The following is a 14,238-nucleotide window of genomic DNA, read 5'->3' on the forward strand; positions in this document are numbered from 1 at the left end:
TTATTTTAAAATAGAAGGAATATTAATTTCAAAAATACTACCCTGACCTATCTTCGAACTGACGCTGATTTCTCCTCCGAGCTTGGATATGGCTTCATGCACAATATACAAGCCAATGCCAGATCCGCTGTTCGTGGCACCTGCGCGGTAAAACATTCTGAATATCTTATCCTGATCCGATTCCTTAATGCCTGAACCGTTGTCTGCAACGATTATCTTCGCCTCCGTTGGCGTCGATTTGACGGTGAGGTGTACATAGGGATCGGGTTTAGACTTATCCTGAAACTTGATCGCATTGTTGATCAGGTTGTTAAAAATGATCCTCAGCTTCATTACATCCGATTGAAAAACGCCCGTTTGATCAATATCCGTTGTCATCGTCAGATTCCCATACTCGGGCAGATACTGGATTGTGGCCTGCACTTCCGTGACAAGTTCCTCGAAGCTGATATCCGTGACGACGGGAACGCCCCGCGCATTTTTATAGTAATCGATGATGTTGATGATAAATGTATCCAGCTTCTTAACAGACTGGCGGATGAGTTCCAGGTATTCGTTTTGCGATTTGATATCTTCTTCCAGCAGCGCCAGGTTCACGATCCCGAGTACGGACATGAGCGGCGCACGCAGATCGTGGGAGGCACTGTAAACGAACTTGTCAAGCTCCTCATTCGCTTTCTGAAGTTCCATGTTGCGCTGTTTCAGGTCTTCGCGCGTTTTGTAAATCTCGTAGGCACTGGAAATTGCGGTTTCTACGTATGTATAATCCCAGGGTTTGTCGATGAACCTGAAAACTTCACCTTTATTGATTGCATCGATCGCCGCACTGATATCGGTATGACCTGTGATCAGTATACGAATTGGTTTTGGAAATTTTGTCCTGATTTTTTCAAAAAACTGAACGCCCGTCGTATGTGGCATCCGCTGATCGGCGAGTACAATACAAAAATCCTTGGTTTCCATGAACTGCTCCGCTTCAACAACCGAGGATGTGATAGTAATATCGTATTGCTTCCGGAACGAAGCTTTGAACGAATGCAGATTATGCTCCTCATCGTCAATATAGAGAATGGATATTGCTTTTTCGTTCATTGAAATTCAGGGATAGGGCGTATTTCTTTTTTGACAGGAAGAGTGATCAAAAATTCTGTTCCTTGCCCAACTTCGGTATTTACTTGGATATTTCCATGGTGTACTTCGATAATTTTAAAGACTATTGAAAGGCCGAGGCCAGTTCCATCCCCAACTTGTTTGGTTGTAAAGAATGGTTCAAAGATTTTCGCCCGAACTTCCGGAGGCATCCCCGGTCCATTATCCCGCATAGAAATGGCAATGTGGTCGGGGTCTTTCAGCCAGGTCCTGACCCAGATCGTGGGCTCGTCATTCTTGTTTTTTTCTTTTAAAAGGGCATAGATCGCATTGGTCAGGATATTCATGAAAACCTGGTTGAGCTTTCCGGCGTAGCATTCAATGCTTGGAATGTTACCGAGGTCTTTTACCAGATTGATGGAATTGCCCATTTGATAGTTCAAGATAATCAGCGTCGACTCTATTCCCTCATTAATATTAACGAGGTTGAGATCTGATTCATCTACCCTGGAAAATATCTTAAGTCCCTTTACAATCTCGACCGTACGTTGCGCTCCGTCCTCCATTCCTTTGAGCAGCGTATCGAGCTCGGTTTTGATATAGTCCAGATCGAGCTCGTTCTTGAGTTGCTCCACTTCGCTGATCTTTTCCCGAAGTTTTTCAACCGAATCCACTTCCTGCATTTCGTCATACGAATTCAGGATCTCCAGTACATCGTCGATATCCCTTCTCAACGGCCTGATATTCGAACTGACAAAGTTGATCGGGTTGTTGATCTCATGCGCGATACCCGCGGTGAGCTGACCGAGAGATGCCATTTTTTCGGAATCGATCAGCTGGCTTTGGGTGTCTTTGAGTTGCGTCATTGCCACATTTAGCTCGGTGTTCGCAAAAAGCAATTCGGCCGTTCGCTCGTTGACGCTTTTTTCCAGAAAGGCATTTTGTTCCAGGATCATTTTCTCGTTTTCGAGAGAAATACGGAGAGCCTGGGCCTGGGAAACTTCTTTTTCTTTCTTTAAAATATTGATCTTGTCAGCAAGTGCGAATGACAGTAATATCACTTCTATCGTTGCCCCAACCTGTTGTGTGTAGTTTGTGAACATGTTGTAAGGCAGAATATTGAGATTGCGGAGTGTGTATAAAACAATGCCAATCAGGAAGATCGTCCAGGCGACGAGATAAAATTTAGCGGGACGATAATCTTGTACCGAGAGCTGTATGGCAACAACCAGACAAAGCAGGCACGCAGTTACTCCCGTTACGTCGATGATCCGGTAGCTGAACCTTTGCAGGCCAACCAGGTTGAAGAGTATAGCAAACCCGTATGAGATAAAAACGAGGGTCAGAAGCTTGTGGATTGCCGGTGAATTGAACCTGCTATGCAGGAAATTTTGCATGAACAACACTGCAAAGCTCCCGGCCAGAGAAGGGAAAATTCGTATTGCATAGGTGTTGAACGTCGGGAGATCTGGCCACAAATATTTAAATGTATAGCCCATAATGGTCATCTGCGTCAACCCGATAAAGAGAATGTAGAGAACATAGTACAGATAACTTTTTTCTTTAATCGAAAAGTACAGGAAGAAGTTATACAGCATCATCACAGTGAGGATGCCCATTTGTATTCCTGCGATCACATCGTTATCTGATGCAAACTGAAAAAAGCCCATTTCACTTCTCACGAACAGCGGGAGCACCATTTGTTCACTTCCCTGTATTTTGAGATAGTAAGTTTTAGAATGTCCGGATGGAATATCCAGCTTAAATACCGTATTCTGGTGCTGAACTTCTCTGTTGGAAAATCGTTCTTTCAGCGAAACGGTCTCTTGCCAGATTTTCCCGTTTTCTTCATTATAAATCGTGCAGAGGTCAATGCGGGCATTGGCAAGCTCCAAAAAAAGATCGGGGTCCCCGGTCTGGTTTTTCAGCGTGATCCTGATCCAGAAAGCAGAATTGCTAAGACCGAAGTTGGGTGTCTGCTCTTTGTTGGGAGCAAAATAGCCGGACGATCTTACCTGCTGGAAAGTCAATCGACCGAGTGTGTCTTCAAGGATATCGACGTTCTCGCCAATTGAGATATCGCTGCCCCGAAAAACAACTTCCGCGGCGTTTGATACAAATCCAAAAGCCAGCAGGATGCTCAGTAAGAAAAGGGATCTGTAAAATTTTACAACCATCGGGCGATATCATAAATGATTTCCAATTCACCTCTGCGCCCATTTTCAATGACCGTTTGCTTGGGATTTTCTCTCAAACTGAAAATTTTCGCCTTTTCCTCATCCGTCGCGCCGGGCAGGTTTTTTAGATCTCTTGCGATCAATGATGTCGCGATAAGTCCTTCTTTGGGATAGTAGAAAGTTCCGTTGTTCCCGAGGTCTTTGAGTATGTGAAAACCGATCCGTTCACTGATCAGAAGTGTAATCGGCGAACATAAAGCCAGCAGGCATTTGATGCCGATCATACCGGAGATAGCCATGGCAATCCGGCAGAGGTACAAACTTCCGATCCCGTATCCGGCCACTTCTTTTGAATTAAAAAGACCGCAGAATTCGGCTACATTATAATCTCCGATCGCGTCTACATAGCTGTAAATCTTTTTGTCGATTTTCGCGATGGCATCTTCCATCGGCATCTTCAGATTCGGAGAGCGGACTTGTACGCGGGTACCTCCGTAAATTTTACTGCCATCCTCGGATTCCACGATCAGAACGTAGGTGTTAGGGTCTTCAAGCCAGTTGTGAACCGTGGATGTGACCTGCCTGATCCCATAAGCCTCCAACACTTTCCGATGGCCTTCTGCATACCTAAGACTTGTCTCGATGTCGTCTGACGCGCGATATCCTTTAATGCGTGCTATCATTTATACTAAGGGTTTACGATAAAAAGTGTTTCTTCCAGCGGCAATCGGTAACTTTTTATTTCCGGTTTGGGCGCACTGGCTATTTTGAACAAGAACACTTCTGCAATATTATCTTCTAAAGGAACAATCTGAAGAAATCTTTTCCTCAATTCTTTAAGCTTTGTAACCTCACCATCGTCTAATCCCGCATTTTGGCCATGGGTAATCCGTGGAAACAGGTAAAACGGTGAAATTTGCGGATGTACCGCATAGCCAAGTTCTTCGGCTTGCAGCCAGAGACGCTCCATTGCCATGCCGCCACGGAAAAAATCAGTATAGGAATAAGCAGGCATGGTTATCATACCTATCCCCGAAGCAGTCTCCATCGATTTTCTGGCCACTTCGACCAGCGCATGAGCGCCATCGATTGTACGGAGTGACCGGATGATCTCCTCATCCTTAATGATGGAAAGTGCGGTCATTTGCGAACTATCCATACCGAGCGTGCGGATGTCAATGCCATCTTTATCGCGCTCCGCATCCGCTGGTGACCATTTCATTTCCCGATTCACGAAATCATAGTGCCCGATGGGATTAAGTAACCTGACCCGGTCACATTCCCCGATGATATCTGCAATCGCCATCATTTGCTCGCTTTCAAAAAAGTAAAAACGGGCGCCATCAATGCTTTCACCCGCTTTTTTCAAATCGTCGATTTCAATGGCTGGTATTGCCACTGCTTTCGACGGATTGCGGTTGGTACAGCGTTCCTCGATCTGAGCAGCTAGCCCGGGTGCGTAAACGGGCTCAGTTTCAGCTGCATGGTGTTGAGGCAAAAATGAAATGCACGCAATAAGTATGGATTCTTCGCCGAGCGGAAAGAGATTTGCTTTTACAGAAAACCCGGCTTCGTTACTTTTTAAAATCAGGTTTTCGTAAGCCGCTCCAAAAGACAGGTTCGATGCAATCTGATCAAAATCGCCAAATGAATACGAGCGGTACCTGTCATGAAATAAATGCAGACAATTGTTTTTGTAAAGCCACTTCCATGGCTGATCGTTTCCGGTGGATGGGGCGAGGCACGCGGCAGTGACGATTTCCTGCAAAATGCGCTCATCTATGGCTATCGAGTCATGAACAGTGAGCGAATCTGCGATCTGAATTGCTTCCCGGACATCAAAGGGTTGGTAAGGATTTATTGGTGCCGGGTTTTCGGCTTTTTTTAACTTGTTACCTACAAGCGATTCAATATCAATGTAATACCGCCCCGACTCGGTGTATTGGTTGAGAAGAATGCGTCGGCAAACGTCGGTTACCACACCTGCACCCAGCGTCACAGCACTTGCAAGCTGTGGCCACGTGCCGATGGTCTGGCCAACTTCTACCAGCGATAGCTGGCCTCTTTTGGAGACGTTAGCTGCGTCGACGATCTTCATTACCAATTGCAAACGATCCTGATCGGAGACATTCTCGAATTTTTCAAACGGAATTCCCTCGAGCATTCCATGAAAAATGGGGCGGTCCGGTTCCAGATCAAAACGCTCCACGTCGAGCATACCTCTGTCACTTGTTTCCATCACTACCGGCATTTGGTGGCTACGTGCCATTACACGACATCCGATTTTGATGCTAAGCTCGTCGCATTCGTCGATCAGTATGTCAAGTTTGCCGCCGTCAAGAAGAAATCCCGCCATGTTTTCCTTGGTAATCCCGTCTGTATAGCATTCAATCACTAAAAAGGGGTCAATCTCGGCTATTTCCCTCGCGGTTACGATGCATTTGTTTACGCCGATGTTGTGCAGCCCCGTTTTAATCCTGTTCAGGTTACTCAGTTCGATCGTATCAAAGTCAGCGAGTTTCAGTTTGCCGCATGCCCGTTCCATCGCGATACTTACGGCAACTGCGTGCCCTACCGACAAGCCAATGATCCCGATGGATTTCCGGGCCAGGCTTTGCTGTTCCTCTAATGTGATTTTGTATTGGTTACGACTGGTCCGAAGCTCGATAAATTCGCTTTCGTCAACAATGTGAAGAACCTTTCCCAACCAGGGATAGAATACCCAGGTGCCCTCAAAGTCAGGTGTTTTGTCCTCAATCCATTCCTGGTATAATGACTCTATTTGCGCGCTTTTTAATTTCCTTTCCGGGTTTCGTATTTTAATGAGTTCCTTCTTTTGGGAAGCGTACAGGTCCAGAACGACTTTGTCTTTAAACCCCTCCATGAACGAGTCGAAATTTTGCCTGTTGGCATACTGTTCTTTGGATATGAAAACCGGTTTGTAGGTGTTATTAAGGCTTGTTTCCTGGTACATTTTTAAAATATTGGGTCCGGTTCTCAGGAGAATGCAACGCACATCAACAAATTGCCGCCAGACCCATATAAAAATCTACATGACCAGATAAATGCGTATTTGCAATGTCGTATATTCACAGATGATACTTGATAAATATTTACACAAATTGCTGAATTTATTTTTGTAAAACTAGCCGGTGGTTCAATGGTGGACAAAAATGTGCGCCAAGTGGGAGAATTTTTACTTATTAGCAATGGGTTGTGATTTCCGAAAGTTTGAAATTGTAAAAAGAGTAATCACTCCTGATGTGAATATAGAATTATTATTATAATATTATCAATTAGTTCGGATAAATAACCCATAACGATTAAGCAACCCGCCAGCTCAGGTATTTAATAATGGAAAGCAAAGGAAAAATTAGTGTTCTTTACGTCGATGATGAGATAAATAACCTCAATTCATTTAAAGCAGCTTTTAGGAGAGATTTCAATATTTTCATCGCGACATCCGGTAGGGAAGGACTGGAGCTTTTGAAACATAATGTGGTCCACGTGATCATCACAGACCAGAGAATGCCCGAAATGACCGGGGTCGATTTTCTTATCGAAGTTTTAAAAGAATATTCAGACCCTGTCCGTATCTTATTGACAGGTTACACAGACATTACTGCGGTGATCGATGCCGTAAATAAAGGTCATATCTACTACTACCTCAATAAGCCCTGGGACGAACAGCAACTGCGGATTATCATCAAAAATGCCTACGAGATATTTCACCTCCGGGAAGAAAATAAGGAGCTCATCGAAAAGCTCCTGGACGTGAACGGGCAACTTGAATTTTTATTGAGACAAAATCTATTGTCCTAGACTTCATGCATTAACTTAACCTTCTTTTAAACAGGGGAGTTCTCAAATTCCCCAGGTTAGGTTTTATTCCTTTAAATGCGTAGAAAACAATCGAAAAAGTAGAACTTACCACAACGGCAAGTAGTAAAATCGCTGCGAAAAGCAGATTGCTTACTGCTTTTAAAAATATGATAACATCCATTTCTTATTCTGTTTGGTGTGCAGTTTTTTCTGTAAATAAAATCATACCAGTGGTGAGCGGCTGCAATGTCGGCTAGGAACAAAAGTGATGGTTTTCGTGATGTGGTATTCTTTTTGTGAGAGGTAAGATGGATCCGGGCGAACCGGGTGCACATCAACTGAAAACAGCTGCATTATGAAAAAGATCATAGTAATAGGAGTAATCACGGGAGTTGTTGTATTCGTTTTTCTGACCTCCTGCTCACGTCAAATGGAGGCGAAGAAGGGTGGGGAAAAGAAGGACACGAACCTTGCCGATAAAAACAAAACAGAGGGATATTTTTACCATCAGAGCGAGCAGGACCGCAGCACAGATTCGACTAAGATCAAGAAAAATGTGAACAACTGATCCTGAGTACTATAAGTCCGTAGCATGTGTTGTAAAGTCGTGTATACAAGCCCGTTTATTCATGAGCCAAACCCTTTTAGCAGAAAATAAAATACCCATTGATGCGCCTCTCTCCAAAGTCTGGGAAGTGTTGGTTGCTCCAAAATACATCAGACAATGGGATGATCTTCCCCATGATTTTGAAGACTATTACCTCGATGTGGGCCGGACGATTGTGTGGCCGGGATCGTCCAGAATGACCGTCACTGTTTACGAACCCTACGATAAGCTCGTATTTTCATTCTACGCCGACAAATGGGAGGAGCCACCCGCAGCATATGACATCGCGTACACGTTTTCTCTTTTAGAAACAGATTCAGGTACAGAGCTTTCCATTAAGATCGGGGATTTTGCGGTCTTGCCGGACGGAGAGAATTATTACCAATCCTCGGTGGCATTTGCAGCGGATGCTCTAAGCAAAATTAAAAGTCTGGCCGAGAACAGGGTGAATTGAAGCGGTTACTATCTTTGTAGTAATCGCTTCATGACTATGGAATCCAAGACAAAGCTTTACTACGACACCAACGAAGTCGCAGAAATCGTTAAATGTGAGCCGTCGGCGCTACGTTTCTGGGAAAAGAAGTTTCCGCAGCTGAGTCCCAAGCGGGATGCCCGCAACCGCCGGAGATATACCGAAAGGGATATCGAGATTATCAAGAAAATCATGCATCAGCGCGAAAAGCAGGGTAGGACTCTCAAAGGTACCCGCGAGCAGCTTCGGCGTAAAGAACAGGCGGAGCTGATGGTGCAAAGGTTAATGCGGGTCAGGAAATTCCTCGTCGAAATCCACGACAGTCTGTAAAATCCATTCGTTGAAAACGTATTTCTGAACTTCGCCGCGATGCAAAAAATCGTTTTGTTTATCCTGCTTTCCATTACCTCACTCGGCGCGTCAGCCCAGAACTTCCAGCCGGAATTTATCCGGAAACACATTGGTTTTCTCGCATCGGACGATCTGGAAGGACGAGGTACAGCGTCACTTGGTGAGATAAAAGCAGCGAATTACATTGCCGACTTTTTCAAAACAACCGGGCTGAAACCGGCAGGAACGAATGGCAGTTTTTTTCAGCCTTTCGAAGTCACATTTGCAGTCGACGGGACTGCGCATCAGCTTATTGGAAGAAATGTAGTGGGGTTTCTGGACAATGGAGCTGCTAAAACAATTGTGGTCGGCGCACATTACGACCATTTGGGCAAAGGATACCAGGGAAGTTCACTCTCCCCCGATAGCAAAAACAAGATACATAACGGTGCCGACGATAATGCATCGGGTACGACCGGCGTGCTTGAACTAGCGAAATATTTCATTGAAAATGATGTCAAGGAGAAGCATAACTACCTTTTTATTGCCTTTTCTGGAGAAGAGCTGGGGCTGATCGGATCGAAGCATTTTACCGAAAAACCTACAATCCCGCTGAATACCATTTCCTGCATGATCAATATGGACATGATTGGCCGGCTGGACGATAATAAAGGAGTGATCGTATCGGGCTGGGGCACGAGCAAGGTTTGGGGAAAACTGATCCCCGGTCTTGCAAGAAGCCAGAGCATGAAATATACCGTCGATTCATCGGGTGTCGGCGCGTCGGACCATACTTCGTTTTATCTCAAAAACATCCCGGTCGTACAATTCTTTACCGGCGGGCATGGCGACTATCACAAGATTTCGGACGATGCAGAAAAAATCAATGTAGATGGTGAAGCCAGGATCCTGAATATCATCGCAGGTTTGCTGCAAAAGTTGGATCAGGAGCCGACAGAACCAGAGTTCCTGACTGCCGGGAATGCGCATGCCGGAGTCACTACGAGCAATTTCAAAGTGACCCTCGGCGTCATGCCCGATTACAGTTACACGGGAAAAGGTGTGAAAATCGACGGTGTTTCAAAAGCGCGACCAGCCGAGAAGGCGGGTATTTTGGTTGGTGATATCATTACCAGGCTCGGCGGCGAAACGATCGGCACGATTTACGACTACATGGAAATCCTGGGGAAGCACGAAAAGGGGCAGCAGGTTGATGCAGAACTGTTGCGGGGAAAAGAAACCAAAACCGTCAAAGTCACTTTTTAAGACACGAGCGCTCCTCGTTTTCCGAGCTCGATCACTTCCATTTGACTGATAATGCCTTCATGCAAATTGAACCGAAGTACCGTGCGTATTTTGTGAAAACCTTCCCGACCGGCCGCCCCGGGATTGATATACAGCATATTATTGTAGGCAGGATCGCGTATTACACGCAGGATGTGGGAATGCCCGCAAATAAATAAATCGGGCATCCGGGCTTTCAAAGTTGGTTTTACCTGCGGATTGTACCTGGGCGGTGCGCCGCCGATGTGAGTGATCCAAACACGGAAACCTTCCAGCTCGAAATGTAAATTTTCCTCCGTACGTGCGCGGATTTCATTATTATCAATGTTTCCGAATACAATGCGGGCAGGTTTGAACTTTTCAAGCTGCTCAATAATCTTCACCGAACCGATATCACCTGCATGCCATACTTCATCGCATTTGGAAAAATGTTCCAGTATCCGTTCATCCAGGTATCCATGCGTGTCAGAAAGCAGACCGATTGTCTTCATTAACTACTTTATTATTTAAAGTTTCAAAGTAAGAAACTCCCCGTGACTTTACCGCGACATGATCATTCGAAAAATTTAATATCATTGAAGTAACTTATATATATCTAAAAATAATTACCTTGGGTCCGGATCTTAATAAAAGTTAAAACTTTCTAAAAACGATATAAAAACGCACTCAAACTAAAATATTAGTTGTAATGTTGTGCCACTTTCTTTAACATTGCAAAAAGTAAGTTAATAGTTACAAAAACTTCTCATCTAAACCATCCATTAGCCTTGAAAAAAACCTTACTTCTGCTCTTTTTATGTCTCAATGTGTTGTTTGTCAAGGCCCAGACAGCAGCGAGATTTAATCTCAAAGGGTCTACGGTGGATACCGCCGGGGCACCACTCCCGGAGTCGACGGTGATGCTGCTTACACCCAAGGATTCTACCCTGGTAAACTTTGCCAGAACAAGCAAGGATGGCACATTTGAATTTAAAAACCTGAAACGCGCGTCGTATCTCATCAAGGTTACCTACGTGGGGTATCTGCCTTATCAGAAGGAGATTAACCCAAAGGATGCGGAAACTATCGACCTCGGAAAGATCAGTATGGCGGCAATGGACCAGAATTTATATGAGGTGGTGATCAAGACATTTCGCGCGCCGCTCAGTATCAAAGGCGACACGATCGAATACGATCCGAAAGCGTTCAAAGTCCCGCCGGGCGCATCCGTCGAAGATCTGATCAGGCGACTTCCGGGCTTGCAGGTGGATCAGGATGGGACGATAAAGGCGCAGGGGGAAACTGTAAAACGTGTAACGGTAGACGGTAAGCGATTTTTTGGTGACGATACCAAAGCTGCTACCAAGAATTTGCCTGCCGAGGCGATCTCCAAAGTGCAGGTATTCAATGAAAAAACTGAGCAATCGCGCATTACCGGCGTAGACGATGGCAAGCATGAAAAAACGCTCAACCTTGAATTGAAGGATAGTCATAAAAAAGGCGGGTTTGGAAAAGCAACTGCGGGGATCGGGACAGAAAAACGTCTGGAGGGTAAGGTTAATTACAACCGGTTCAATGACAAAAACCAGTTTTCAATCATCGGTCTCGGGAACAATACCAACCAGGGTGGCATGTCATGGGACGATTATCAGGATTTCAAAGGCAGTCAGTCATTCAACTGGGGTGATGACGGCGATTTCGGTTTTGGCGGCGGAATGCGCTACATCTCGTTTGGAGGTGACGAGGAGGAAAGTCTGACGATTCAGGCGGGCCGCGGGGCGCAGAACCGGGGTTTTAACAAGAACTGGGCTGGCGGGGCAAACTATAATTTTGATACGAAAAAGACGAAGTTCAATACGAGCTACTATTATAATCAGACTTCCCAGGATCTCGATGCTACGTCGCGTCAGACGAACTTTTTGACGAACTCGGCATTCACCAAACTCGATACGAATGGAAGACGGAACTTCAACGAAAATCACCGGGGAAGTCTGCGTTTCGAAAAAAACCTGGATTCGCTGAACACGCTCATCGTTCTTTCCAATATGCGGATCGGAAACGGTACGTCTAATTATTTCAGTCACCAGGAATATTTCAGGGGCGATCAGGATACGACGCAGCTTTCGAACATGAGTGATCAGCGAAATATTTCTGATTTCAATTCATTTGCATTGGGGAACACTGCGATTTTCAGACATAAGTTCAAGAAAAAAGGAAGGAATTTCGCGGTAAGCGTCGCCTACAATGTCAACAACTCAACCGGTAAAGTGATCCAGCGCTCGACCAACCAGTTTTTCCGGACTTCACAAACTGTTGCTGATAGCGTTTTGCGTATCAATCAAACCAACGATACCCGTAGCTTGCGGAACCAGGTGAAAGGAAGCCTGCTGTTTATGGAGCCTTTTGCGAAGAAGTTCGTAATGGAATCGTTTTATAATTTTAGTTTGAAAAGCGATGACGTAGACCGGGACGTGTTTGACGTCGGTGAGGGGGGACAGACCCGGAATGTTAATCTAAGCCGGTATTATACAAACAAATCGACGTATAACCGGGTGGGGACAGGCGTACGGTATTCGCATAATGGACTGAACATTGCTACCGGGCTAGCGGTACAGCAAATTCAGCTGGACGGAAAGTTTGCGATAGATCAGGGTCAGCCGTTTACAAACCGCATTGACAGGAAGTTTTTCAATTTTACCCCCAATATTTCCCTGAATTTTGACCTGAAACAAAACAGGTATCTATATGGTGGTTACCAGGTGGGTGTTTCAGAGCCTAATATCCGTGATCTTCAACCCATTGTGGATAACAGTAACCCATTGTATATCCGGGTCGGGAATCCTAATTTGTCACCGACGACCAATCATTCCATTAACCTCGGTTATAACCATTTCAATCCTGGGAACTTCACTCAGATGTTCTTTGGCGCCTACTATAACTACTACAAAGACCAGGTGATTTACAGCCAGATTGTCGATGAAAATCTTGTAACTACCACAATGGCGACCAACATCAGCGGTGGCAAGAGTTTCAACCTTTACGGAAACTACGGATTCCCGATTGTTAAGACCAAAAGCAATTTCAATGTAAATGCTTCCTATAACCGGGGGACTAATCTGACGAACATCAACAACGAGCTGAACAGGACAACGAATAACGGTTACAACATGGGTTTCAGGCTGGATTACACGCCGAGCGACAAATTCACGATTTATACCAACGCGAACTGGAATATCACAGATACGAAATACTCCATTATGTCGGGCCAGAACCAGAAGATCATCAATACGAATTACGGCGCGGAAATGAATGTGAGGCTGCCAAAGGATATTTATTTTAACAGCCGCTTTTCATATAACAGTTATGTAAACGACCGCTACGGTTTCGATCAGAAAATGCCGATCCTGAATTTATCCGTTTACAAAACCATGCTGAAAAGCAAAAAAGGAGAGATCAGGCTGTCGGCTTTCGACTTGTTCAACAAAAACCGTGGCATTTCGCAGTCAGCCTATCAGAATTTCGTGTCACAGGAGCAGGTACGGACACTCGCAAGGTATTTTATGCTGAGCTTTACCTATAATATGAGAGGCGTGGCGCATTCGGTTCGTCGCAAAGGATTCGGATATTAATTTAAATCAGCTTAAATAAAATATGAAAAAAATATTGGCGATCGCTTTCGCACTAATAGCACTTCCCGGATTGGCGCAGAAAGAAGGACTTGTGGTCACTTACGACAAGACATTCTATTGGATCAAGATCTTTGACAAGCTCAACTATCTTTCTGTGGAGGAAAAAAGCAGGATTCAGACTTCCTGGGGGGCGAACGACGAGGGGGATAAAAGCAAAGGAAAGCTTCTCGTGACCGCAGACCAGAGCAAGTTCGTAGATATGGAGCAGGAGGCGGACGGAGGTTACCGGGGCCGCAAAAGCGAGTATATGGTTTTCAGGGATTTTGTCAAAGGTACCAAAACCGAAGTGGAGGAGTTTGCAGGGAAAATGTATGTGATTGAAGATTCGCTGGTGGTGCCTTCCTGGAAAGTGATGAACAAGATCAAGGATATCGGCGGGTACCTGTGTATGATGGCGGTTTCCGAAGATACCGTGAAAGGTCAAAAGATTACGGCATGGTTTGCAAATGATCTTCCGTACAGCGCTGGCCCCGAGCGATACTTCGGTCTTCCCGGACTGATTTTGGAAGTGGATATCAACAACGGAGAATTGGTCATGACCGCCTCAAAGGTTGAAAAGGTAGCTGCGGTGGAAGGTCTTGAACTTCCGAAGAAAATGAAAGGCAAAAAACTGACAACCGCTGAATACGATCAGATGATGCGTAAGTTCATCAGTGACAGCATTAAATCCCGAAGAAATCCGTACTGGAGCATCAGATATTAGAATAGCATTAGATTTTCATTTCAGAGTTTGAAAAATGGGGGATTGTCTCGGACAATCTCTCATTTTTTGTACCTTTGCGACTTAAA

Annotated in this window: 13 protein-coding genes; 7 read left to right on the forward strand and 6 right to left on the reverse strand. The window is 45.0% G+C overall.

Annotation, left to right across the window (positions count from 1 at the left end; genetic code table 11):
• Genes LZG72_RS10380 through LZG72_RS10395 form a run of 4 tightly spaced genes read right to left on the reverse strand, consistent with a single transcriptional unit; the run spans window position 1 to window position 6,240 of the window.
• Window positions 1–1,092 carry an ATP-binding protein gene (locus LZG72_RS10380; protein ID WP_233871171.1) on the reverse strand — a complete coding sequence of 364 codons (1,092 nt, stop codon included), beginning with the start codon at window positions 1,090–1,092 and terminating at the stop codon, window positions 1–3.
• A complete protein-coding gene (locus tag LZG72_RS10385) occupies window positions 1,089–3,266 on the reverse strand; it encodes a 7TM diverse intracellular signaling domain-containing protein (RefSeq protein ID WP_233871174.1) in 2,178 nt (725 codons plus the stop codon). Before LZG72_RS10385 ends, LZG72_RS10380 begins: the two co-directional genes overlap by 4 nt.
• A complete protein-coding gene (locus LZG72_RS10390) occupies window positions 3,257–3,949 on the reverse strand; it encodes a hypothetical protein (protein WP_233871177.1) in 693 nt (230 codons plus the stop codon). The genes LZG72_RS10385 and LZG72_RS10390 overlap by 10 nt, the downstream gene beginning before the upstream one ends.
• Before the next feature lie 5 nt (window positions 3,950–3,954).
• Window positions 3,955–6,240, reverse strand: coding sequence for an Rv1355c family protein (locus tag LZG72_RS10395; RefSeq protein WP_233871180.1), 2,286 nt, complete (start codon window positions 6,238–6,240; stop codon window positions 3,955–3,957).
• A 380-nt stretch (window positions 6,241–6,620) separates the two neighbouring features.
• Here LZG72_RS10395 and LZG72_RS10400 point away from each other — a divergent pair, with 380 nt between their 5' ends.
• Window positions 6,621–7,088 (forward strand): response regulator, encoded by a 468-nt coding sequence (locus LZG72_RS10400; RefSeq protein ID WP_233871183.1) that lies wholly within the window; start codon window positions 6,621–6,623, stop codon window positions 7,086–7,088.
• A 10-nt stretch (window positions 7,089–7,098) separates the two neighbouring features.
• Here LZG72_RS10400 and LZG72_RS10405 read toward each other — a convergent pair whose 3' ends face one another.
• On the reverse strand, window positions 7,099–7,269 hold the full coding sequence (locus LZG72_RS10405; RefSeq protein WP_233871186.1) for a hypothetical protein: 171 nt from the start codon (window positions 7,267–7,269) through the stop codon (window positions 7,099–7,101).
• 174 nt (window positions 7,270–7,443) lie between these two features.
• On the opposite strand from LZG72_RS10405, the gene LZG72_RS10410 reads away from it, so the two are divergent.
• The 4 genes from LZG72_RS10410 to LZG72_RS10425 all read left to right on the forward strand — a co-directional run bounded on the left by LZG72_RS10410 (window position 7,444) and on the right by LZG72_RS10425 (window position 9,763).
• Window positions 7,444–7,656 carry a hypothetical protein gene (locus LZG72_RS10410; protein WP_233871189.1) on the forward strand — a complete coding sequence of 71 codons (213 nt, stop codon included), beginning with the start codon at window positions 7,444–7,446 and terminating at the stop codon, window positions 7,654–7,656.
• Between the two features lie 61 nt (window positions 7,657–7,717).
• Entirely contained in the window at window positions 7,718–8,149 is a 432-nt protein-coding gene (locus tag LZG72_RS10415; RefSeq protein WP_233871192.1) for an SRPBCC domain-containing protein, read from the forward strand.
• A 36-nt stretch (window positions 8,150–8,185) separates the two neighbouring features.
• Entirely contained in the window at window positions 8,186–8,497 is a 312-nt protein-coding gene (locus LZG72_RS10420; RefSeq protein WP_233871195.1) for a MerR family transcriptional regulator, read from the forward strand.
• Window positions 8,498–8,536: 39 nt separating this feature from the next.
• Window positions 8,537–9,763 (forward strand): M20/M25/M40 family metallo-hydrolase, encoded by a 1,227-nt coding sequence (locus LZG72_RS10425; RefSeq protein WP_233871198.1) that lies wholly within the window; start codon window positions 8,537–8,539, stop codon window positions 9,761–9,763.
• Here LZG72_RS10425 and LZG72_RS10430 read toward each other — a convergent pair.
• A complete protein-coding gene (locus tag LZG72_RS10430) occupies window positions 9,760–10,272 on the reverse strand; it encodes a metallophosphoesterase (RefSeq protein ID WP_233871201.1) in 513 nt (170 codons plus the stop codon). The two genes, LZG72_RS10425 and LZG72_RS10430, sit on opposite strands and share 4 nt — an antisense overlap.
• 276 nt (window positions 10,273–10,548) lie before the next feature.
• On the opposite strand from LZG72_RS10430, the gene LZG72_RS10435 reads away from it, so the two are divergent.
• A complete protein-coding gene (locus tag LZG72_RS10435) occupies window positions 10,549–13,389 on the forward strand; it encodes a TonB-dependent receptor domain-containing protein (RefSeq protein ID WP_233871204.1) in 2,841 nt (946 codons plus the stop codon).
• A 22-nt stretch (window positions 13,390–13,411) separates the two neighbouring features.
• Window positions 13,412–14,152, forward strand: coding sequence for a GLPGLI family protein (locus LZG72_RS10440; protein ID WP_233871207.1), 741 nt, complete (start codon window positions 13,412–13,414; stop codon window positions 14,150–14,152).
• Window positions 14,153–14,238: the final 86 nt, after the last annotated feature.

It is taken from the genome of Dyadobacter sp. CY323, assembly GCF_021390245.1.
GTDB lineage: Bacteria > Bacteroidota > Bacteroidia > Cytophagales > Spirosomataceae > Dyadobacter.